General features: G+C 60.4%; 24 protein-coding genes and 1 pseudogene. 8 read left to right on the forward strand and 17 right to left on the reverse strand.

Annotation, left to right across the window (positions count from 1 at the left end; translation table 11 throughout):
* Positions 1-191: 191 nt before the first annotated feature.
* Positions 192-647 (forward strand): hypothetical protein, encoded by a 456-nt coding sequence (locus IVB05_RS38765; protein WP_247781355.1) that lies wholly within the window; start codon positions 192-194, stop codon positions 645-647.
* Positions 648-709: 62 nt separating this feature from the next.
* On the opposite strand, the gene IVB05_RS38770 is transcribed toward IVB05_RS38765, so the two are convergent.
* Positions 710-1,108, reverse strand: coding sequence for a hypothetical protein (locus IVB05_RS38770; protein ID WP_247787306.1), 399 nt, complete (start codon positions 1,106-1,108; stop codon positions 710-712).
* Positions 1,109-1,191: 83 nt separating this feature from the next.
* On the opposite strand from IVB05_RS38770, the gene IVB05_RS38775 reads away from it, so the two are divergent.
* Positions 1,192-1,821 (forward strand): invasion associated locus B family protein, encoded by a 630-nt coding sequence (locus tag IVB05_RS38775; RefSeq protein ID WP_247781356.1) that lies wholly within the window; start codon positions 1,192-1,194, stop codon positions 1,819-1,821.
* Between the two features lie 26 nt (positions 1,822-1,847).
* Here the strand turns inward: IVB05_RS38775 and IVB05_RS38780 are convergent, their stop codons facing one another.
* From IVB05_RS38780 to IVB05_RS38790, 3 genes are all read right to left on the reverse strand, one after another.
* Entirely contained in the window at positions 1,848-2,276 is a 429-nt protein-coding gene (locus IVB05_RS38780; RefSeq protein ID WP_247781357.1) for a response regulator, read from the reverse strand.
* A gap of 130 nt (positions 2,277-2,406) precedes the next feature.
* Positions 2,407-3,045, reverse strand: coding sequence for a response regulator (locus IVB05_RS38785; protein ID WP_247781358.1), 639 nt, complete (start codon positions 3,043-3,045; stop codon positions 2,407-2,409).
* A gap of 9 nt (positions 3,046-3,054) precedes the next feature.
* Positions 3,055-4,896: an ABC transporter substrate binding protein gene (locus IVB05_RS38790; protein ID WP_247781359.1), complete on the reverse strand. Its 1,842-nt coding sequence runs from the start codon at positions 4,894-4,896 to the stop codon at positions 3,055-3,057.
* 294 nt (positions 4,897-5,190) lie between these two features.
* On the opposite strand from IVB05_RS38790, the gene IVB05_RS38795 reads away from it, so the two are divergent.
* The gene (locus IVB05_RS38795) at positions 5,191-5,862 is read left to right on the forward strand and encodes a helix-turn-helix domain-containing protein (protein WP_247781360.1); all 672 of its coding nucleotides are present in this window, start codon (positions 5,191-5,193) and stop codon (positions 5,860-5,862) included.
* Between the two features lie 7 nt (positions 5,863-5,869).
* Here IVB05_RS38795 and IVB05_RS38800 read toward each other — a convergent pair whose 3' ends face one another.
* Positions 5,870-6,529 (reverse strand): alpha/beta hydrolase, encoded by a 660-nt coding sequence (locus IVB05_RS38800; protein ID WP_346771808.1) that lies wholly within the window; start codon positions 6,527-6,529, stop codon positions 5,870-5,872.
* Between the two features lie 83 nt (positions 6,530-6,612).
* Positions 6,613-6,753, reverse strand: a pseudogene (locus IVB05_RS43855) (alpha/beta hydrolase); the annotation flags it as partial.
* Positions 6,754-7,082: 329 nt separating this feature from the next.
* Between IVB05_RS43855 and IVB05_RS38805 the strand changes: the two are divergent.
* The 4 genes from IVB05_RS38805 (at position 7,083) to IVB05_RS38820 (ending at position 10,194) form a co-directional block, all read left to right on the forward strand.
* Positions 7,083-7,730: a 3-oxoacid CoA-transferase subunit A gene (locus IVB05_RS38805; protein ID WP_247781361.1), complete on the forward strand. Its 648-nt coding sequence runs from the start codon at positions 7,083-7,085 to the stop codon at positions 7,728-7,730.
* A gap of 3 nt (positions 7,731-7,733) precedes the next feature.
* A complete protein-coding gene (locus tag IVB05_RS38810; protein ID WP_247781362.1) occupies positions 7,734-8,384 on the forward strand; it encodes a 3-oxoacid CoA-transferase subunit B in 651 nt (216 codons plus the stop codon).
* Positions 8,385-8,414: 30 nt separating this feature from the next.
* Positions 8,415-8,873, forward strand: coding sequence for a MaoC family dehydratase (locus IVB05_RS38815; protein ID WP_247781363.1), 459 nt, complete (start codon positions 8,415-8,417; stop codon positions 8,871-8,873).
* A 571-nt stretch (positions 8,874-9,444) separates the two neighbouring features.
* Entirely contained in the window at positions 9,445-10,194 is a 750-nt protein-coding gene (locus IVB05_RS38820; protein WP_247781364.1) for an outer membrane beta-barrel protein, read from the forward strand.
* A gap of 861 nt (positions 10,195-11,055) precedes the next feature.
* Here the strand turns inward: IVB05_RS38820 and IVB05_RS38825 are convergent.
* The 9 genes from IVB05_RS38825 to IVB05_RS38865 form a co-directional block, all read right to left on the reverse strand.
* Complete coding sequence (locus IVB05_RS38825) at positions 11,056-11,283, reverse strand: hypothetical protein (protein ID WP_247781365.1); 228 nt, start codon at positions 11,281-11,283, stop codon at positions 11,056-11,058.
* Between the two features lie 259 nt (positions 11,284-11,542).
* Positions 11,543-11,977, reverse strand: coding sequence for a hypothetical protein (locus tag IVB05_RS38830; RefSeq protein WP_247781366.1), 435 nt, complete (start codon positions 11,975-11,977; stop codon positions 11,543-11,545).
* 114 nt (positions 11,978-12,091) lie between these two features.
* Positions 12,092-12,352 (reverse strand): hypothetical protein, encoded by a 261-nt coding sequence (locus tag IVB05_RS38835; RefSeq protein WP_247781367.1) that lies wholly within the window; start codon positions 12,350-12,352, stop codon positions 12,092-12,094.
* 155 nt (positions 12,353-12,507) lie between these two features.
* Positions 12,508-12,963 (reverse strand): potassium channel family protein, encoded by a 456-nt coding sequence (locus IVB05_RS38840; RefSeq protein ID WP_247781368.1) that lies wholly within the window; start codon positions 12,961-12,963, stop codon positions 12,508-12,510.
* An 81-nt stretch (positions 12,964-13,044) separates the two neighbouring features.
* On the reverse strand, positions 13,045-13,836 hold the full coding sequence (fabI, locus tag IVB05_RS38845) for an enoyl-ACP reductase FabI (RefSeq protein ID WP_247781369.1): 792 nt from the start codon (positions 13,834-13,836) through the stop codon (positions 13,045-13,047).
* Positions 13,833-15,050 carry an acetate/propionate family kinase gene (locus IVB05_RS38850; RefSeq protein ID WP_247781370.1) on the reverse strand — a complete coding sequence of 406 codons (1,218 nt, stop codon included), beginning with the start codon at positions 15,048-15,050 and terminating at the stop codon, positions 13,833-13,835. Before IVB05_RS38850 ends, fabI begins: the two co-directional genes overlap by 4 nt.
* Positions 15,051-15,055: 5 nt before the next feature.
* Positions 15,056-16,027: a phosphate acetyltransferase gene (locus IVB05_RS38855; RefSeq protein WP_247781371.1), complete on the reverse strand. Its 972-nt coding sequence runs from the start codon at positions 16,025-16,027 to the stop codon at positions 15,056-15,058.
* Between the two features lie 29 nt (positions 16,028-16,056).
* Positions 16,057-18,246, reverse strand: a complete 2,190-nt coding sequence (locus tag IVB05_RS38860; RefSeq protein ID WP_247781372.1) for a DUF3141 domain-containing protein — start codon at positions 18,244-18,246, stop codon at positions 16,057-16,059.
* 119 nt (positions 18,247-18,365) lie between these two features.
* Positions 18,366-19,493, reverse strand: a complete 1,128-nt coding sequence (locus tag IVB05_RS38865) for an AI-2E family transporter (protein WP_247781373.1) — start codon at positions 19,491-19,493, stop codon at positions 18,366-18,368.
* A 185-nt stretch (positions 19,494-19,678) separates the two neighbouring features.
* On the opposite strand from IVB05_RS38865, the gene IVB05_RS38870 reads away from it, so the two are divergent.
* Positions 19,679-20,200 (forward strand): GNAT family N-acetyltransferase, encoded by a 522-nt coding sequence (locus IVB05_RS38870; RefSeq protein ID WP_247781374.1) that lies wholly within the window; start codon positions 19,679-19,681, stop codon positions 20,198-20,200.
* 28 nt (positions 20,201-20,228) lie between these two features.
* Here IVB05_RS38870 and IVB05_RS38875 read toward each other — a convergent pair whose 3' ends face one another.
* Positions 20,229-20,477 (reverse strand): hypothetical protein, encoded by a 249-nt coding sequence (locus IVB05_RS38875; protein WP_247787308.1) that lies wholly within the window; start codon positions 20,475-20,477, stop codon positions 20,229-20,231.
* Between the two features lie 709 nt (positions 20,478-21,186).
* Entirely contained in the window at positions 21,187-22,350 is a 1,164-nt protein-coding gene (gene cax / locus IVB05_RS38880; RefSeq protein ID WP_247787310.1) for a calcium/proton exchanger, read from the reverse strand.
* Positions 22,351-22,504: the final 154 nt, after the last annotated feature.

Consider the following 22,504-nt stretch of genomic DNA (forward strand, 5'->3'; position numbering starts at 1 on the left):
GACCCGCAACCATTGCGGCGGCGACCGCGAACTGAAGTAACCGCTTCATGCCATCTCCTCGCTCAGCCGGGCACTGCCGAAAATTGAAATCGCGCGGCGTCGCGAACGCTTGATTTGGATCAAAGGAGTGGTCTCGGCGCTGACGCTAGCTATCGCTTGAGGCGCGACGGTTCATTGAGGAGGGATCAGCCATGCCCGAGAAAATCGACGATCTGCTACCCACGGCAAGGGATATCCAGAAGCAAGCCGCCCTCCAGGAGGCTGAAAGGGCCGAACAATATGCCCGCCGAACGGCCGCGGCCGAATCTGAAAAGCACAAGCTGATCGAAAGACTGAGCAAGCCGTCGGGCCTGACCGAAGACGAAAAGGTCAAGCTTGCGTCAACCGTCATCCAGCGCGCGGTACGGAATGGGCTGAGCGAGGTTCAGGTCTATCGGTTCCCCCACACGCTATGCACCGACAACGGCCGCGCCATCAATCAACAGGAGCCGGGCTGGGAAAAGACGCTAACGGGAATAGCGCAGGAAATCTTTCAGCTCTGGTCCGACTACCTCAAACCGCGCGGCTACCGCATTCGCTATCAGATCGTCGATTTTTCCGGAGGTGTGCCGGGCGACATCAGCATCGTGATCGCCTGGGGCGAGTAATCACGATCCGGCGAGCCGAGGCGCCCCGACGGGCGCCTCGACGCAAACTCATTTCCGCAAACTCATCGCATGGCGATCGTAACCCCGCCCATGGCGGCCGACAATTCCACGCCAACCTTTGGACCGCTGAGCTGCAGGATGACGCCCTTGGCATTCTGCAACTGCACGCCGCCGGCTCCGGCCGCAAGAGCGCCACCGGCGCCGACCACAGCGTATGACCCGGCAATGTCACCGGGACCCCTCAGGTTCAATGCCCTGCCGACCAGCTTGGTGGTCGACGCGCCAACGGTAAAGCCGATGCTGGCTCCCGAAACCGTAAATGGATAGTTTTTGCCGCGGAATGTCAGCACACCCTCGCCACCTCCGACGCCAACGATGAACCCACCTTTGGTGAAGACGACCCTCACCGTCCCGATTTCCGCCGATGCCGGCGGACATTTTCTGGTCAGTTCGCGCGACAGCCTCCCGTTGTGGACGCCGCTGGTCGGGGCGTTCCTGGACAAGCACAGATGAGGTTGACGCCGGCGGAGCGATGGAGACGAAGATGACAAGGCAGCGGCCCCACCAATACCACGGCCAATCCAGCCTGGTGACAGCACTGTCGGTCCTGATGCTGCTGGATATCGGCATTGGAACTGCATCCGCGCAACAGGCCGCGAAGCCGGAAGGCAGCCCGGCAAGCGAGAAGCCGGCCGGTCTGGAGTTCGCCTTGCGCGGCCAGCGCGCGGCGCGCGACATCAAGTATTCGGATTGGCACAAGGTCTGCTTCAAGGTTCCTGGCACAATCACGGTGTGCCGGACATCGATCAGCCGCACGTTTGAGACCGGCCAGTCCGCTGTCCGCATCGACCTGGTCGAACGCGAGGGCGACAAGGCCGCGCGGCTGCAGATGTTCCTTCCCGTCGGCCTCTACCTGCAGGCCGGGGTAAATATCACGATCGACCAGGGCGCCGTCTACCGAATTCCCTACGTCTGGTGCCTCATCAACACCTGCATCGCCGCCGATCTGGCTGACCCCGCCTTGATCAAGGAAATGGAAACAGGCCAGAAGCTTCAGCTCGAGGTCGTGGATTCCAGCGTCCTGGCGGTGACCACGGCATTGCCGGTCAACCAGTTCGCTGCGGTCAGGCAGGGAATTCCGACGCAAACGTTCGAGCAAAATATCGATGAATGATGCGTAGCGTTCGCGGCGGCGACAACCTACGCCGCCTCGGAGGCTGCTTTTTCGATCGGCTCAATCAGAGACTTCGCCCGGAACGGCTTTGTAAGATAGGCAATGCACCCGGATTCGATTGCGGCCGTGCGGACAGCGGGATTGTCGTTGGCAGTGATGTAAATAACCGGCAGTGAAATGCCCGCCGCCTTGAGGCGATGCCTCAGTTCGATTCCAGATTCGTTGTTCAGATCGATGTCGAGAACCACGCAACACGCCGACTCGAAATCGTCGTGTTTCTGGAACTCGTCGGCAGACGAAAACACGACGCTGTCGTAACCGTGTTCGCGTAGCAGCCGCTTGAGCCCTTTGAGCGTCCCGAGGTCATCATCGACGACAAAGACGACATTTCGCTTGCGCAAGATCGCTATCCTGTCCACCGCGCCTTGAACGTCTTTTCGAGAGACGATCTGCAACCTGTCAGCGTCCGCCGAAGCTGATCAGGTCGTGGCTCCCCGACTCACCACTCAATTTTGGTAAGCTCTGAGTCCCGCATTTTCTATTGTCCCATGGGACAATGCGAGCCCAAATTCAGTTGACGACTGCTCAATTCGACTGTCCGGTACCCGACAGGTCTCTCAAAATCCCGGCACGCTCGGCAAGGGAGACCAACTCCGCGAGCGACTGGACCTGCAACTTCTCCATCACTCTGCGGCGATGCGCCTTGATCGTGCGTTCGGTCGCGCCCAATACATTGGCAACCTGCTTGTTGGTGTTTCCACGAATGACAAGATCGAAAACCTGGCGTTCGCGCGGCGTCAGCTTCGCAATATGGGCGAGCACGACGTCGAGCTTGCTTCTCTGGCTGCGCGCTGCCTGATGGTGAGCCAGCGCCCGCTCCACCGCACCAAGAAGCTCTTCCGACGATACCGGCTTGATGAGGACATCTTCTGCGCCTGCCTTGATGGCCCGCACTGTGGTCTGGACATCCGCATAGCCGGTGAGAAACACGATCGGCAAGATCGAGCCGATCTCGCTCAAGCGTCCCTGCAGCTCCGGCCCGCTCAATCCCGGTATTCGCACGTCGAGTAGAATGCACCCAGATTCGCTCTCATTCGGCAGATGGTCCAGCAAATGCTGGGCCGACGAATAAGTCGCGACCTCGTAACCAGCCTTCTTCAAACGACGTTCGATAGCCGTCCGGAAGGAAGCATCGTCGTCAACAATATGAACTACCCCCGGCAATTGATCCCCCTACGATAAGGCCAACGGCAGAGATAAACGGAACACCGCGCCACCGTCCTTTTGATTTTCCGCCCAGATCCGTCCCTTGTGCGCCTGAACGATGGTGCGCGAGATCGACAGGCCAATTCCCATTCCTTGCTTCTTGGTGGTGAAGAATGGATCAAAGACCTCGTTCAACTTTTCGGTGGGAATTCCGGGACCGGAATCCAAAATCGAAACCACTGCGGACGACCCGCCATTCATCTCGGTTCGCCCAATCACGGCCCGTCCGTTTGGTATCGCGGCCATTGCATCCATGCTGTTAACGACCAGGTTCAGGATGACCTGCTGAAGCTGAACCTGATCACCTTTCACCCGAAGCGACTCTCCCGAGGGCTCGAAGTGCAGCGCAACTTTTCGCACCGACGCCTGGACCGACAGGAAATCGAATACCTTGCGCACGGTATCGTTGAGGTCGATAGCCTTGTCCTCAAACGGCGCCCTTCTCAAAAAGCCACGCACACGATCGATGACTTCGCTCGCGCGAATATCATCTCGCTTGATGTCGGCAAGAATTTCCTTGACCTCGCTCAAGTTCGGCGCTGGTGAGCTCAATATTAATTCTGCCGTCTCGGCATTGGTAAGAATTGTACCGAGCGGCTGATTCAGCTCGTGCGCGATCGTGGAAGTCAGTTCCCCTGCCGTCGCCTGACGATTCGCGTGCGCCAGCTCGGTCAGGCGATTCCGGGATTCGCGTTCGGCAGTGGTTCGTCCGTGCCGTTCGTGCAGCAGAATCGAAATCAACCCGGCCTGTATCAACAGCACGGCCGCGATCGAAAGGGTCTGCCAACGGTATTTCTCCCATATGCTTGGCTCGCGAAAGCGAACTTCGCTGCCGGGAGGCAGATCAGACTCGCTGATTCCCCATCGCTGCATCTGCAGCCGATTGAAGATGGGCTTCACCGCATCGGACATCGCTACGGGAATACTCGACGCCGGTTCGCCGTGCAAAATCCGCAGCGCCAGCTTTGCAGCGTCAGCGCCAATCAGACCGGGAACGATCACAGGGCCGCCGATGCTACCCAGCGCAACAAGCGGTTCCGCCGCAACAATGATTGGTCGATTCGCCTTCTCCGCGACCAGTTCAAACCCTTTGGCAGGCGAAAAGTAGGTGCCCTCTCCATCGGAGTATATTGCGGAATAGATGATGACGCTGCGCGCGGGGAGCGCTTCAACTCGCTTCCGCACTTCCACCATCGTCGCGCCCACGAGATCAATGACATTCAGTCCTGCCGTAGCGCTGGGTATCTCAAGGCCCCAACTCCCGAATACGTTCTGGCGCTCCCAATGATCGCCAACGAAGACGACGGTTTCCAAATCAGGCACCACCGCGCGCGCGACCCCGATCGAATCGGCGAGCACCGTCTTGAGAATGCTGCCCGTCACATCGTTCGGCAATTTCAGCCGGGCGTAATCGGCCGCATCGACCATTCCGAACACGACAGGAATTCCCGGCCATAGTTCATTCCTCCAGCGCTGTACGAGCTCGAGCGTCCCGGAGCCGATCGCGACAATAACGCCGATATTCTTGTCTCGATATTTCTCGCTGAAATGACGGCGCAGACTTTCGTCATAGACCTCGCCGTCAAAACGGCTGAGATCGAGACTTTCGGAAAAAAGTGTGGTGTGAGCGCTGGCATCGGCGTCGATTGCAGCACGGAGCCCAGAGAATATCTGAAGGAAAAACATCCCCGTGGATTGGGATTGGTCAAGCAGGAGTATCGATCGCGAGCGCTTCTCTTGCGCCATCACCTCGAGCGGGGTGAGGAACACGGCTACGCCAATCAACAACGCACTGATCCGCGCGATCATTGCATCAGAACCGCCGTTAGGCTCGATGAAGCTTGCCCCCATCTTCGCCGAAATGAAAAATAAAATCTGGGATGCTCGCCGAGGTGTCGCCTACATCCTCGAAAATTCTTCCTGGTGATCTGTTAGACTTCGCCCTTCCGGTCATTGTCCCAGAGGACAATGACCCTCGATACAATAGCCCATGCTACAGCGTCCGGTTTAACACATTCGCGGGAGCTACCAGCCATGCATTTTTAAGGCCTTTGGTCGCGAGCTCCAGGAATGCAGACAAATTGTCTCAAACAGGGGGAGACCATGTTTGTCAACGTCAACGCCCATCCCGGCAGCAGACCGAAGGCCCTGGGACAGCTCGGTGAGCTTTCGCGCGCAAGGGTGATCCTGAGCGAGTTCAAGTACAGCAAGGGCACGGAAATCTTTGGCGAGGCGGAACCTGCTGACTATGTCTATCAGGTCGGCGACGGTGCGGTTCGCACCCACAAGCTTCTCTCCGATGGCCGCCGCCAGATCGGCGCGTTCCATCTGGCTGGCGACATTTTTGGACTGGAGAACGGCGCAACCCACCGATTCACCGCGGAAGCGATCGTCGATACGACAGTACGGCTGATGAAACGGTGCAGCCTGGAGCACGTAGCAGAAACCGACGCGATGGTAGCGCTCGATCTTCTCAGCATGACGACGAGCAACCTCCGGCATGCCGAGGAACACATGCTGCTGCTGGGGCGCAAGACGTCGCTCGAGCGGGTCGCCGCATTCCTGATCGAGATGGAACCCCGCCTGACGGCCGCCGGCGTGATGGCCCTTCCGATGTCTCGCCGCGATATCGCCGACTATCTCGGCCTGACGCTCGAAACGGTCTCCCGGGCGTTGTCACATCTTCACGGCATGGGCATCCTTGGCTTCCTCGGCCAGACTCAGCGGCAAATCGTGTTGCTGGACCGGGGACGATTGGCGGAGCTGGACCTTTAGGGCGAAGCTAGATCGCCACCTCACTTCCGGACAAGCCGCCGAACCATGCGCCGAAATATCCGGCGTAGAGCGCCGGCGATTCCAGATTCATCGAATGCCCAATGCCCGGCACCGTGATTAGCCGGCAATCCGGCATGACTGCTGCCATAGTCTTGAGATCGGCAAGAGCAATCCAGCCATCCTTCTCCCCCCCCAACACCAGATGCGGATGCCAGATCTCGGCCATGTACCGCTCCAGCTCGCCGCTCTCCCGCTCAAGGTTGAGGTTAAAGGGCGTACCGAGCCAGATGCCCTCGGCCACACCGAATGTCTGCTCCAGGACGCGTTCGTAGAACGCCTGGAGTTCGCCAAGGCCCTCGCGAAACCGCGGCATGGTATTTGGCGCAAGGCTCTCGGGGACGAACAGCGAGGCCGCGGCGGTGGCCATGACCGCGCGCGTCAGGTCCCGGCTCGTCATCATCTTGCGAAACAGATCGGTCTGCTCGGCATTGAAGGCCATGCCCAGCGGCGTAACCGGATCCAGCGCGAACACCCTGCCAAAGCGTTCGGGCTGCTTGAGCAGCATGCGCGCGGCAATGATGCCGCCGGTGGAGTGGGTGGCGAGGTGGCAGAAGGGAATCTGCAACTCATCGAGTGCGGCCAGCATGTCGAGCGCGTGCTGGCGCATGGAATAGTTGGAGAAATCGGCCGCTGGTGGCGCGGCCGGTCGCTATCGCCGCAGCCGCGCCAGTCGATGCCGATCATACGGACGCCGCTGGGAAACAGCGGGGCGGCGAGTTCGATCCAGTCCTTGCTGGCGAGATTACCGTGGATGAAGACGACGGTGACATCGCCCTCGCCCCACTGTCGCCAGCCGAGTTGGACCTCGCCCGCTCGCACCCGTGCCACCATAAGGTTCCTACTTGTTCAAGCCGGCGGTCGGCGCTGCGCTGGTCGGCGTTGGCGCAACACCGATCGCGGTCGGTGAATTGACTCAGACCTGCTGCCGCTTCGCAACGAAGTGAGCACGGCCATCGAGAGCCGCCACGAGCAGGTACGCAAGCTATGGGACGATATGCTGTCCTCGATTGGCATAGAACGCCGCAAGGACCGATAGACGGCGATCCCGGTAATGGCATCGATTCCAGAAGCGGAAGCCTTGATACAGATCAAAGCTTCATGCCGGCTTCGCTCCACCTTCGGGCACGCGCCTGCAAGCGCAAGCGATTTCGGGGTCTCCGATGAAAGCCGTCTCCGTGGAAGAAGCGGTCGCCATGATCCCCAACGGCGCAACGGTGATGGTCGGTGGGTTCATGGGGGTGGGAACGCCGGAACGGCTGCTGGACGAACTGGTCAGGCAAAGGAAATCCGAGCTCTCCATCATCAGCAATGACGTCGCAGTCCCCGGCAAGGGCGTCGGCAAGCTGTTCGACGCGGCGCTTGTCTCGACACTGACCACAAGCCACATCGGATTAAATCCGCACGTACAAAAGCAGATGATGGCCAACCAGGTCGCGGTCCACCTGGTGCCTCAGGGCACCTTCGTCGAGCGCATTCGGGCCGGCGGCTGCGGCCTGGGAGGCGTGCTGACGCCGACAGGCGTCGGCACCGTGGTCGAGGAGGGCAAACTAAAGATCGAGGTCGACGGCAAGAGCTTCCTGATCGAGACGGCACTTCGATCGGATTTCGCGCTGATCCATGCATTTCTGGCCGATTACCTCGGCAATCTCGCCTACGCGCTGACCGCGCGCAACTTCAATCCCGTCATGGCAATGGCGGCCGATACCGTCATCGTCACCGCAGAAAACATCGTTCCCGTCGGCGTCATTGCGCCCGACCATGTCATAACGCCCGCGCCGCTCGTCGACTACCTCATCGCCAACGGGTGACCCATGGACGCTCAATCGCTCATCGCGCGACGGGTGGCACGCGAACTTCGCGCCGGCAACCTCGTTAATCTCGGCATCGGAATTCCGACGCTGGTCGCGAACTTCGTTCCGTCCGATCTCAAGGTGTTTTTTCAGTCGGAGAACGGATTGATCGGCACGGGACCGATGCCGGAGCAAGGCATGGCCCACCCCCTGCTCACCGATGCGGGCGGACGGCCGATCAGCGCCCTGCCCGGCGCATGCGTCTTCGACAGCGCGATGTCGTTCGGATTGATCCGCGGCGGTCACGTGGACATAACGGTCCTCGGCGGCCTTCAGGTCGACGCCGAAGGACACCTCGCGAACTGGATGATCCCCGGCAAGATGGTGCCGGGGATGGGTGGCGCGATGGACCTGGTGACCGGAGCAAAGCGCGTCATCGTCGCCATGCAGCATGCCGCCAAAGGGAAATCGAAGATCGTCCAGAAATGCGCGCTGCCGCTGACCTCTTCCCGGCCGGTCGACCTCGTCGTCACCGACATGGCGGTGATCGGCTTTTCCGGCGGAAGGATAACGCTGCAGGAGACCGCGCCAGGCGTCACCGTCGCCGAGGTCATGGCGGTGACGGAAGCGGATTTGTTCATTCCAGCCAGCGTTCCAGAGATGAGGATCTGACCCCGCAACGTGCACGATCGAGGACCTGACATGCGCATCTTCAGCAACTTCAGTGAGTTCAAGGCAGCGGTCGGCTCCGAGGTCGGCGCCAGCGAATGGATTGAAGTGACCCAGGAACGCATCAACCTCTTTGCGCGGGCGACCTGTGACGATCAATGGATCCATGTCGATCAGGAGCGGGCGAAGAAAGAACTTCCGGGTGGTATCACCATTGCCCACGGACTCTTGTCGCTCAGCCTGGCGCCGATGTTCATTCGTTCCGTGATGGGCCTCAAAGGCCTGCGCAACACCTTGAACTATGGCGCGGACCGGATACGTTATCTCTCGCCCGTCCCGGCCGGCTCACGTATCAGGGGTCGCACCAGCATCGCGGAGGTAGAGGACCTCCCGCCCGATGGCTTGAGGGTCAACTATCACATGGTGATCGAAATCGAAGGCGGTCAGCGTCCTGCCTGCGTCGCCGAACTAATCGCATTGCACTACCGCTGATCGTGTTGCCGGGGACGCGGCTGGCAGATCCATCGGAAGCATCGGATGAAGAAGCACACCTGGTATGTGACCTTCGAACTCCCATGGAAAGGCACAGCGGTCCGGAGCCGGCGCTCTCGGTCGACTCAAACGTTTGAAACCGAAATGGAGGCCAGGAATTTTGCACGTGCCAGATTCGACGAGGGATTGGTCGTGACCGCCGGAACAATCATTCCTCATTTGCCGAGACGCGCAATCGCATCGGCAAACATTCCGCCATGGCTTGACGAAGGACGGGAACAAGACAGTGGCGACGCGGCGGAAAGTGCTGACCCGCAGTCAAGGAAGAGCGAATAAACCGCAGCTTCAAAGAGCGCGCGGAACTCTCGCGGCGCACGGCCGTGCCTCCCGCCATGTGCACGATAATCAACAAAGCAATAATGAGCGCTCACCAATTGCTCTTGAGTGTTGCCATTTTGGCACGAGCATTTTGTTTAAAGTACGTAGGATTAGTTGCAAGTTGGAATCAATGCAACGCCTGAGCTCCCGTTGGTGGGGACAATTTAAAGCCAACGGAAATGGAGAGGAACAAATGAAAAGTTTTCTGCTGGCTACCGTTGGTCTCGTAGCATTGGTCGGCATCGCCGCCCCCGCATCCGCTGCCGATATGGCAGTCAAGGCGCGGCCGCCCGCTCCGGTGCTGGCCCCGATTTACGACTGGACCGGCTTTTATATCGGCGCCAACGGCGGCTGGGCTCAGAGCCGCAATTGTTGGGATTTCGTTGACCCGGTGCTTGGCGTAACCTTCGCTGAGGGCTGCCACGAGCGTTCCGGAGGCGTCGTCGGCGGCCAGATCGGTTATCGCTGGCAAGCCAATCAGTGGGTGTTCGGCCTGGAAGCTCAGGGCGATTGGGCGGATCTCAGCCACACGCGCGATAGTCTGCTCTTTCCTGGGATACTCTCCATTCGCACCAAAACCGATGGCATTGGCCTCTTTACCGGCCAGATCGGTTACGCCTGGAATCAAGCGCTGCTATACGTAAAGGGCGGCGCGGCGGTGACAAGCAACCGCTTTAGCATCCTCGATACCCCCACCGGCATTGAACTGGCCTCGGCAAGCTCGACCCGCTGGGGCGGCGTCGTGGGTGTTGGATTTGAGTACGGCTTTGCACCGAACTGGTCGTTCGGCGTTGAGTACGACCACCTGTTCATGGGCGATGCCGATAATTCGTTCACTGCCTTAGCGATCAACAACCGGGTCAGCCAGGACGTGGATATGGTCACCTTGCGCATCAACTACCGCTTCGGCGGTTACGGGGCGCCAGTCGCGGCTCGCTACTGATCAACCGCTTGTCTCCAGCAAGCAAAGCTTGGCCCCGGCACAGTGCCGGGGCTTTTCGTTAAGTGCGAGTATTGGGTGTTGCGCTGCTTGGCGAGGACCATAAAGGGTAGTCGGCGGCGCTTGACCCAGATCAACGCGCGGGCGCATCAACGAGCGTCCTGGCCGGGATAATCCATCCGCTGTCGGTCGTCGACAGGCATTGTCCCGGTGAGGAGGAAATTGTGACCCACGTTCTAATCATCGTTAGTTGGCTTGGCGTTGCAAATGGCGCCGTGATTGCGACACAGGAATTTACCAGCGCAGAACGGTGCGACGCGGCCCGGCAGACACTGATTGAGTACGCGAAGGCCCGAAGCTCTGACGAGACGCTGAGACCACTCTGTGTCCAAAAGTGAAAGAGGCCAGTTGCCGCAGTACAATCCGCTGATGGCTCAGTGATCTTGGCCGACGGCCATGACCTACAATCCAGTTTGATCAGTGCTGCTTACCAATTGATTTGCATCATCTGACCTGGATCGTCGTGGAGCTGGATGACGGCAAGTACTCCAAATGGGAGTGTTCGCCGGAGGACATCGTCATGCCGATGTGTCAGTCGCCCCGGATTTCTGATGCTCTGCTTCAAGCAGGCAGGCTTCCCGCCAACGACAATCGCCTACCGGCAGGAATCGGTATCAGGTCTTCTCGTGAGTCAAGGAGAACCGTCAAGGCCGGTTGGCAGGCAGTTCTCATCCTCTGCATCGCCGCACTGCTGTTACTTTGAAAGACTGATTTGCATTATTTGTGGCGTCCGCACGCAATGCATCTGGCCCGAAACTGACGACATGCCCGACGAGGAGGTTATCGGACCTTCGTCATTGTTTGCTATGCGGCTGTTTGACCAAAACGGACGGTCTGTTGAGGCTTGATACAACGCCGAGCAGTCTGAATTTCCGCTTCGGTCGCGCCCTGACTGCGAGCCCATGCTTCAGCGGCAGGCGCGCTGTACTTTGCGACATAATACCTGATGAGCGCGCAGGAAGAGCGACGGATCGGCTCATCTGCTTGACGAGCAGTTGCAGTGGGTATCGAGATCGTAACGCCTCTATTCATGAAACAGTGCGAAAGTCTTTTCAACACGTGCCGTTACGGGAAATCAAAGCGAGTGGCGGGTCATTTTCCGGAACCTATCGGTACGTTTCGTCATCGATTGCACCTCCCCGTGCGGCGCTTCTACGGCGAGCGTCCGCAGGGATTTTTGAGACAGTCGAAGAATCCGCGGACAAGAAGGCCAGGACGGTTCGATTTCGGATCGAGAAGTAGCTTGCTTCCGGAGTTTACCCACTCACAACGAGCAAGATTGCCGATGCCATCACCAGATGTTGCCAAACCAGCCAAACTGCGGCTGCCTCGCAACGAGGAGCGAACGCGGCGGCACGTGCCGCTTCACAATTTTGCGTTGCCGCTGCGGCTTCAGTTCTCGTCTTCCCGGGCTGGACGGTTCCAGCCGCTTCGCATCGGATGATTGCATCAACGCAAATGCTTCGCGTTCCCTCTCCCTTGGGGTGACCGTTGCAGGATTGACGACGCGGTCTTCCACGATCGCGGTTTGCGCGGGAACGATCGTCGGAAGGGCGGTATCGAGAACGATGCGCTCCGGCCATTTGCGATCGGAATGAATGCGGATGACGGGCGAATTGACGTGCGATCTCTCCATGACCGGCAGTTTTGTCAGGCAAGCGTCCAGAATGAACACCAGAGTGAGCAGTATTCCGCCGACATAAAGGAAATATCGCGCCAGGGGCATACGCTACTCCGCCGCGGCGCCGCACCCGCTTCGAAGTCGAACTCGGGTACGGCCGTATTTTTTGGCAGAAGCCGCCTTAACCTCGACGTCGGTAATTTGCGACATCACGAGGTGCTAATGCGGCAAGAAGAGCCATGTCAGCGCCGGCCGACGCGCTACCAGGCCGCCGCGATTCGTGGGTGTGCCGACACGGCCGACGCCGGGCGTCGCCACCGCGCGGGCGACCGGCCGCGGACGCAGCACGACGCCTGCCCTTACGGTGCAGCCTGCGGGATAGGAGACATACTGGCAGTACACGACGGCGCTGGCCGGCTCCGTCGTTGCGGCCATCAAACCGGCAATCAGCAATGCCGACAATGTGATCGAGAGTTTCATGTTGGTCTCCCTGAGTCAGAGGCTCCAGATGATCCCGGAACGCGGCAACTTCGACGCAGCCTCTCAAGGCCAATCCAGAGTGCCACTGGGAGGCTGACCACGGTCCCCTCTGCGGGCTTGATACAGATCAAGGGGCGCGAGTTGCCGCATAATTGCTACTTGGGCCATCCCCGCTTCTCGTGCGCTCCCTCTTCGCCGCTCGCCAGCAACGTCATGCGCAACACCTCGAAGATCACCGCCGTCGACCAGCCGAACAACAGGACCCCGTTCATCGCGGTCATCGGCCCAAGCAGAGACCAACGCTTGACCGGGGTCACGTCGCCGTAGCCGAGCGTCGTGTAGTTTACAAAGGCGAAATACACGAGATCGGTGCCTTCCGGCGCCACATCGGCTGTCGCGTAAATCAATGACCAGACCAGTACCTCGGCGAGATGCGCGATCATCAGGACCGTCACGGCGGCAATCATGATCGCGATCAATCGAAACGTCTGATATGCCATCGCCAATTCGTCGGCGAAGCGCGCCGCCCTTATGACAGCCACCATCACCAACGCATGGATCGCGATGTTGCAACCGCTTGCGGCCGCGCCAACGAGAAACTGACGCAACATCGACATGCCTCCGGAGATGGACCGCCCCGCCGGGGCCGGCAGTCACGGCGCCGGGATATGATTGCGCCATGAGTCCGCGTCTCAATCGATGATGTGATATCCACCGTCGATATACATGACGCCGCCCGTGATCAGCTTCGCGCCATCGAGTGCCAGGAACGCCGTCGCCGCGCCGACATCGTCGATGCTGACGAGACTCCGCGTCGGTGCGGTGGTTTGTGCCTTATCCATCAGCTCGTCGAATTCGGGAATTCCCGAAGCTGCGCGCGTCGCCAGCGGCCCCGGCGAAATCGCGTGCACCCGGATCCCCTTGGGACCGAGCTCGGCTGCGATATAGCGGACGGCGGCCTCCAGGCCCGCCTTCGCAACGCCCATGATGTTGTAGTTTTTGACGACCATCTGGCTGCCGTAATAGGTCATGGTGAACAGCGTGCCGCCGTTCTTCATCAGCGGCTCCGCCAGATGCGCCATCCGCATGAACGACCAGCAGGAAACGTCCATCGTCTTGAGAAAACCGTCGCGCTCGACATCGACGACGCGCCCATGCAGGGCTTCCTTCGGAGAGAAGGCAATCGAGTGCAGCATAAAATCGAGCTGTCCCCACTCTTTCTCAATCCGTTCGAACACCTGCTCGGTCTGTCCTTCGGTATTCACATCGAGCGGCATGAAGATCGAAGCCTCAAGCGCCTTTGCCAGCGGCTCGACGTGCTTCTTTGCCCGCTCGTTCAGATAGGTGACAGCGAGTTCCGCGCCCAGGGCCCGAAACGCCTTGGCGCATCCCCATGCGATCGACTGATCGTTGGCGATACCGACGACCAGCCCCTTCCGGCCCTTCAGCGCAATCTTGGTTTCTGGAAATACGGGAATTGTCATGACGCTCTCTCCCGTTTCAGGCTGGAGGATGAATGCCGATTCCACAGCAGCGACAAGGTGTGCTGTGCGATCATGAGCTCTTCATCGGTCGGCACGATATAGGCCGGAATTTGACTGCCTCCGCGCGATATCCGAAGGCTGTGGCGAGCATTCTCGACCGGGTCGAGAGATATCCCGAGCCATTCGAGCCGCTCCGCAATCCGTGCCCGAATGCCGACGGAATTTTCACCGATCCCTGCGGTGAAAACGAAGCCATCGAGACCTTGCAGGGCAGCAGCCAGCATTCCGGCCTGCAGTGCAACCCTGTAGACGAAATAGTCGACGGCAAACGCCGCGTGGGGATCGCTGCTGTTCTGGAGCTCCCGCATGTCGTTGCTGACGCCGGAAAGCCCTTTCAGCCCGCAATCGCGGTAGAGAAAGTCCTGCACCTCGGCGGGCGACATGCCCTTTACCGTCATCAGATACAGTATGACGCCGGGATCGATCTGGCCGGTGCGCGTTCCCATCGGAAGCCCATCGAGCGCGGTGAACCCCATGGTGCTCTCCACGCTGCGTCCGCCGTGTATGGCGCACATGGATGCGCCGCTTCCGAGATGCGCCACGATCACCCGGCCTCTGGCGATTTCGGGTGCAACGTTCGGCAGGGTCTTTGCGATGTATTCATAGGAAAGACCATGAAATCCGTAACGGCGGACTCCCTCCTCGTGCAGCCGGCGGGGTATGGCGTAATGGTCGGCGACCTCGTCGTGGTCGCGGTGAAAGGCCGTGTCGAAGCAGGCGACCTGGGGCAGAGCTGGAAATTTGGCAAGCAGGATTCGGATCGGCGCCAGATTGTGGGGCTGATGCAACGGCGCAAGTGTCGTGAGGCGCTCCAAACGCGCGACTACTCCATGGTCGATCAGCACAGGGCGATCGTAGTCGGGACCGCCATGGACGACCCGATGGCCCACCGCGAGCGGGTTCAATTGATGTTCGTCGCGCAGCCAGGCGCTGGCGAGCATCAAGGCTGTCGGAACATCTGGTACAGCCTCGATCGGATAGCATCGATCCGCCAATGCTTCGCCTGCCGCGCCGGTTGCGCGCAGCCGGGGACGGCTGCCGATCCCGTCCATCTGCCCCTTGATCAGCCGGCGCAGCCCGCCGTTGCCATCCACGGCAAACACCTGGAACTTGACGCTTGAGGAGCCTCCATTGACGACGAGCATGGTATCCATGGCCGTCACGCTGCGGCTGTCTGGGCGCGGCGTCGCCGCCCGTCGGCATAGAGCGTCGCAACGGCGCAGGATGCCATTCGGGATCGCGGGGAGTCCGCCCGCGACGTCAGCACAATGGGAACACGGGCGCCGAGCACAATGCCGGCGCCGTCCGCCTTGGCGAAGTACGCCAGGTTCTTGGCCAGCATGTTGCCTGCCTCAAGGTCCGGCACCACAAGGATCTGGGCGCGTCCCGCGACTTCCGACTTGATGCCCTTGATTCGCGCCGCCTCCCGGTCGATCGCATTGTCGAAGGCAAGCGGCCCATCGAGCAGCCCGCCCGTGATCTGCCCGCGGTCCGCCATCTTGCAAAGCGCAGCGGCCTCGATGGTGGACGGAATCTTCGACGTGACGGTTTCGACCGCCGAGAGGATGGCGACCCGGGGAGATGTGCCAAGTCCCATCTGCGTATAGAGATCGATCGCATTCTGCACGATGTCGCGCTTGCCATCGAGATCCGGGAAGATGTTGATCGCAGCATCGGTGACGAAGATGGTTTCGCTATAGGCCGGAACATCCATCACGAAGACGTGGCTGATCCGCCGTTCCGTACGCAATCCGCCTGCCTTTGCGGTCACGCTTCGCATCAGTTCGTCGGTGTGCAGGCTGCCTTTCATCAGCATCTCGCCCTTGGCCGCATGGACCAACTCGACGGCCTTTGTTGCTGCAGCCTCGCTGTGAGGCGCATCGACCAGTTCAAATGCGCTGATGTCGATACCGTGCCTGGACGCGACCGCCTTGATCTTCGCCGACGGTCCGACAAGTACGGGCTTGATGATGCCCGCCTCGGCGGCATCGGCTGCGCCGCGCAGCGAACTTTCATCGCATGGATGCACGACGATGGTTGTCGCCGGCGGGATCGCTTTGGCTGCCGCAATGAGACGATCGTATTTCGCGCCGGCTCTCGCTTCGCCCGCCTCGATGGATGCAATGCCCATATCCAACTCTCCGATCAACCCACCAACGCCTATGACGCCTTCGCCCGCGATTTTCCGGCAAGACCGAACAATTCAGTCACGCGATCGAGCCGCTTGGCGGCTTCGCCGGATATTTCCGCACTCGCGGACAGCACGCCGCGGATTGCCTCCAGGCCGGCACGCCGCTCGCCTTCGTCAGGCGGAAGCAATTTGGGTATGGCGGCGAGGCTCGCCGCCGGCTCGAGCAGCAGCATGAAGAATTGCTCGCGCACGATCTTCTTGAACTGCGCCAGCGTCAGACGCGATCCTGCGTCGTTGGCGCGAGCCCTTCGCAAAGCCTCCAGGCTGCGCTCGTCGACCATTCCCCGCGACATTCCGACATACAGGAGACCGCGAATGACACATTCCCTAAGACCGCCGCTGCCGACCTGCGACTTGAGCTCGGCGATGCGCGCCTCCAGACGCTCGCGGTGTTCCGACGACATCTGCGGCTTTGGCGAAACGTCGGCATTCGGCGTGATGCCGACCGCGGCCTGTACCACGGGCGATCCATAGATGCCGAGAAAGAGCGCCTCACTGAGTGATTCCTGCGTGTCGCGCCATTTATCGAGGACGTCGACGATATTCTTCGAGACGGTCTCCTGGAACGCGACGAACGGATTGTCTTCTGCTGCCGGCTTGCGCTGCTCGCGAATTTTGTCAGCAGCTCTCGCGACGCCCTTCATGGCAACGGTATCGCCTCCAAAGGCCTCGTAGGAAACGCGTAGCGGATGCCATTGGCGCATCAACTCCGCCATTTGGGGCGCAACTGCCGTACGAACCCACGGCTGCACGAATTTCCGGTAATTAGAGAGATTGATTTCGGACACACGTGCGGCCGTCGCAAACCGGCGTTCATCTTCGGCCGTGTTGCCGCCCATGGCCCTGATATCGTCCAGCGTGCGCCGTTCGCACCGCATGATCCACTTTCCACCGGCAAGATCGGAATTGGCCGTCTCGGCGGATTTGGCTTCGAACGTTGCCTCATAAAGCCCGGGCGGCAGCACATCGATCAGGTCGATGTTGCTGGAGAACTCGCTGTGCTCCTTCTTGGCGACGCCTCCGGAGACAAAGATGCCGAGGTGCCCGACGGTCTCGTGAACGGTGTAGACGATGGTTTGTCCGTAAGCCCTGATATCGTCGACATCGCTGTAGAGATCGAGAATCCAGCCGAGCGCCTGCTGCGGCGGCGTGATGTTGTCGCCCTTTGAACAGAACACGACGATCGGAGATGATATTTTTCTGAGGTCGACGGTCTGGCCGTCCGACGTCTTGATGCGTCCGGCGGCCAGGTTGTTGCCGACGAACAGCTCATCGACAATGAACTGGATCTCCTCGGCGTTCAAGTTGACGTGGCCGCCCCACCAGCGCTCGAATTCGAGATAGCGATCCGCCTCGCTGTCGACTTTCGAATAGACGTTGTATTGCTTGGTCCAGAGCGTGTTCGAGGGATTCATGTTCTCGAAGTTCTGGACAAGCCACGCCCCGTCGAACTTGCCGCCGCCCAGGTCGCTGGTGAGTGCGGTCAGCCAGCTTCCGCCCAATAGGCCGCCCGAGTAGCGCATCGGATTCTTGCCGCGAACGCCAGCCCAGTAGGACAAAGGCGCGCCGGCGATGATCAGCGGGCCGAACAGCTCCGGCCGCAGCGAGGCCAGGATCATGACCGCCCAGCCGGCCTGGCAATTGCCGATCACGCACGGCTTGCCGTCGGCTTCCGGATGCAGGGCGATGACCCTCTCGATGAAGACAGCCTCAGCTCTCGCGACGTCCTCGATGGTTTGGCCGGGCATCGGCTCGGGCAGGAAGCCGATGAAGTAGCAGGGGTGCCCCGCCTTCATCGCCACGCCGATCTCGCTGTCGGCCTTGAAGCCGCCGATTCCCGGCCCGTGCCCGGCGCGAGGGTCGATCACCACGAACGGACGGCGCTTGTTATCGATCGCCACGCCACTCGGCGGAGCGACGCTGACCAGCGCGTAGTTGACCGGCTGCGGAAGGGTTCTGCCGTCGACGATCAATTCAACCTCATAGTTGAGGACATGCGGCGCCGTTTCAGCGATGTGTTCGCGGTATTGCAGCCCGCGCTGGCGCATGACATCGAGAAACAGGACACTCCGTTGCCCGGTATCGACCAGATATTCGAGGCCGGATGCAAAGAGTCCCGGAAGCACTTCGCCAGAGATGGCCGGCTTGTCGGTAGACATGCTCAAATCTCTCACTGCTTGCAGCCCTGCGTCAGGATTGCGCTCGGGTGGTCGGGACCATTGACATAGGTCAAGGGGAATAACTCTCGTTTGCCGCGCGCGATCACATCGAGATGCGCCTAGACGCTGGGCATCGCGGCAACTTTTTCGGTGCATTGTTCGGCAACAGTTGCGGCAGCGTCGACCCGCTCTTCGCGGATCCACGCCATCATCAGTTCCCAGGTCACCGCCAGGATGATCGGCCCGACAAACAGCCCGAGAATGCCATGCGCCAGCATCCCGCCCAGGACACCGATGAAGATGACAAGCGTGGGCGTATTCAGCCCACGCCCCATCAGTATCGGCTTCAAGACGTTGTCGGCCAGCCCCACGACCAGGAGATAGACCGTCAGCGGAAGAGCCAGGGCAAAGTCCTTGGTGGCCCAGATCCATATGATGACGGGAATAAGGACGATTGCCGACCCGATCTGCAGGATCGCAAGAACCAGCACAAGGAAAGCCAGCACGCCCGCATGAGGCACGCCTGCAAGCTTCAGTCCGATACCGGCCAGCAGTGATTGCAGGATGGCTACGCCGATAACTCCCTGCGCGATTGTGCGTATCGTCAACCCGGCGAGGGCGACGAAATCCTGGCTTCGCTGGGTAACCAGACGCGCCTGAATCCTCTTGATTGCCGCCACGAGGCCGGGACCGTAATGGAACAGGAAGCCCGCCAGCACCACCGACGCGACGAACTTGAGCGTCCCCAACCCCGCGCTGCCGGCAAAGACAAGCACCGGACCAGCCAATGGCTTGAGATGCGGAGCGACCTCCTTGAGCGCGACCCTCAGATTTGTTGAAGCATGATCCCAGAGTTCGAAAATCTGGGTGCCGACGACGGGCCATGCCTTGACGCCTTCCGGAGGCGACGGAATGACCAGGGCGCCGGCGCCAAGCTGGCGAGCAAGCTCTTGCAAGCCGTCGACCACGCCGTAGCCGAGCCACGTCACCGGTCCAATGACGATCGCCAGACTGATGATCGTGATGATCGCGGCCGCCAGCTTCGGCCGATCGCCGAGCCCAGCCGAAAGCCAATTGTACGGCGGGTACAGGGCCACGGTCAGAACCATGCTCCAGACGAGAATGGGAATGAATGGGCGGACAAGAACGAACGACCAGTAAACCAGGAAGGCCAGCACACCCAGGCGGAGCGCCAGCTGAATGATTTCTCCTCCGGATGCCGTCTGTCGAACTACCCTCTGGGCCATTGCTTCGCCCTCGTTGACGCACGCAACGGCCCAGCCGCGGACCGGATGCGGGCCGATAGAACTTCACCTGACATTCAGAGCCTATCGGCGCTCGCCCAAGCCCGCGCTTGATCCAGATCAAGCGGCAGCACGCAAAGGTCGCTCTGGCTGATCAAGCGCACTGTCGGAGCCGGAGAGCTTCTGCCATGCCTGACGCCGCCGAATATTCGGTCCGCGAGCATCTTCGCGACGACCGTCCAATCACGATCCGTGCGCTCCGTCCTGATGACCGCGCCGGGATGCTGGCGGCGATCGGACGGACCAGCATGCAATCGCTGCAGCGGCGGTTCTTCGTGCCAAAGAAGGGCTTCTCCGAGCAGGAAATGGCCTTCTTTCTCAACATCGACTTTGAATCGCACGTCGCAATCGTCGCGGAAATCGCTGAGGATGGCCGCCCGGTCATCGTCGGTGGCGGACGCTATATCGTTGTCCAGCCGGGCCAGGCGGAGATCGCTTTCATCGTGGTGGACGCCTATCAGGGCCAGGGTATGGGAACGATCCTGATGCGGCATCTCGCGGCCCTGGCACGCGATGCAGGCCTCAAGGAACTGGTCGCGGAAGTGTTGCCCGAGAACACCGCCATGCTGAAACTGTTCAAGAAGTTCGGCTTCCAGCGCGGCTCCAAAGGATCGCCTCAGGTGGTCCACCTGACGCTGCAACTGCTCTGAGAAGGATCGTGGCGGAGTTCGCCCGGCGTTACCGCAGCCCCAGCAGCGAGCGACGATAGCCGCTGCTACGGGCTTCCTCCCGGCACACAAAACTTCCGGTAGAGCCGCGGCCATATCGTCCTTGCCGCTTCGAGTAATAGATCCCTTTGCCGAGATCGAGCCAGACGACCACATCGGCGCGGCAATGTCGTTGCGCCTGCGCTTCATATCGGAACGGCGTCAGCGGATTCGCAAAGGCGCTGTCGGCACCATAGGCAATGATCGAAGCTGTTAGCATGCTTGCAGCCCGCAGTCGGAAGCTTCGCATCGACAAATTGCCTGCATTGTGACCGACAAAATGAAACGCTCGGAAAAGCGTCAGAAGACTGATTACGCGGCCGTCACTGGGCGTGTCCGCCATCGCGTCGATCGCATTGACGACCAGGTTAAGAATAACCTGTTGGAGCTGGATGCGATCGCCGACAATTGGAAGCGCAACAGGCGAGATCATGCTGCTCAATTTGACCTCTCGCCCGACGGCCAGTGCCGAAAGAAACTCGACCGCTGCGGCTGCCCTCTTTCGAGAGGCGCGACCAGTTCTCCGCCTCGGCCATCCAAAGAGCCCGGTTTGCCGGTTCACGCTGGGCGAGCTGTCTGCACAGCGTAGCGCGTAAGTCAAACTCCCACTGACCCGCCATTGGCACCCCCTGCCTGAGGGAGAAATTCATTGGCACCAGTTAACGACAAACGCGCTGCCCGGACTATTGCCCCAACGGTCATTGTCCCAACGGGCAGGTGACGTTGAATGAGCAGCAGACCCGAAGTGATCGCCGTTCCGGTACCCTTGACCCGAGTCAAGACCAGGCGCTCCGAAGCGCAACGACATGCATCGCTACCGTATTCTACGCACAACGGAGAAGACCATGAAACAGAGTACGAAAAACATTACTCTCGCTGCTTCCGCATTTGCGTTTGCGGCGCTGTTTTCGTTCAGCTGGTCGGACCCGTCAAACGCTCGGATATCGCAGCCGATGTTCGATCGGAGTCGTGGCTGTGATCGACGCATGTCTGCTTTCGCCTTGTGTCCGGGGTGGCAACAGGTAAAGCGTCATGGCAAAGATCAAGTACACCATCAGTACGAGCACGCCGACAAACCATGCCGAGCGGCCACTGTTGGTCACCAGCGACGCGGTCATGGTCGCGATCAGCATCATGACTACCGCGCCCGGCCAGAATTGCAGGCTCATCGGCTCCGGCCCGATGACGTAGCTCAGCAGCACCAGCACCGGCGCGACAAAGAGCGCGATCTGGGATGCACTCCCGAGCGCAATCCCAACGCTCAGGTCCAGCCGGTTCTTGCGCGCGCCGGAAAAGGCCGAGGCCATTTCTGCGGCTCCCCCTACCAGCGCAACGACAATGAAGCCGACAAAGGCCGGGCTCATCCCGAAAGCCACCGCGGCCTGCTGCACCGACTCGACGAAAACCTCGCTGACCAGTGCGACCAGTATGGTGACGCCGGCCAGCGTGGCCAGGGCCAGTCCCATGGGCCACGGCGCTTCGCCGGCCTCCGCGTGCCCCGCGCCGCCAAACAATTCGCGATGGGTTTTGAGCGAGAACAGCAGGCCCAGGCCATAGGCCGCGATGAGCAACACGGACAGGCCCACGCTCAACTTCGCCGTGAACTCCAATCCGGCCGCAGAATCGGCTTCGGAGACCGCCGAAGGGATCAATATGCCGATCGTCGCCAGGAAAAGCAGGCTCGCCTGCAGCCGGGCGCTTCCCCGGTCGTATTCCTGCACATGGTGCCTTAGTCCGCCGAGCAGAAATGACATGCCGAGCATGAACAACGTGTTGGTGACGATTGCGCCTGCGATCGATGCCTTCACCAAGGTATATTGCCCGGCGTGCAGCGCAGTTAGCGCAATGACGAGTTCTGTCAGGTTCCCGAGCGTGGCATTGAGCAGGCCGCCAACGGTGTCGCCCGTCTTGGCCGCGACAGATTCCGTGGCGTGACTTAGCAGGCCGGCAAGCGGCACGATGGCCAGGACCGACAGCACGAAGAGCAGCGTGTGCGCGTCCGGCTTGACGTGTTGCGCGACGAACAGCACCGGCACGAACGCCAGCAGCCATAGCAGGGGATTGTGCCGGATTTCCTTGAGCAATGGATTCATGAGGTCAACTCGGAAGCAGCGGGGCGCCTGCATTCCGTCGGCTTGGCCCGGCGCCTCCTTTTCAAGAGCAGCATCGTCGGCGCCGCAAACAAACCAGCCCGACCGTTGGGCAGGCAGCTTGAGGCAAATCAAGCAAGCGGTCCTTGAAATACAA

It is taken from the genome of Bradyrhizobium sp. 170, assembly GCF_023101085.1.
Classification (GTDB): domain Bacteria; phylum Pseudomonadota; class Alphaproteobacteria; order Rhizobiales; family Xanthobacteraceae; genus Bradyrhizobium.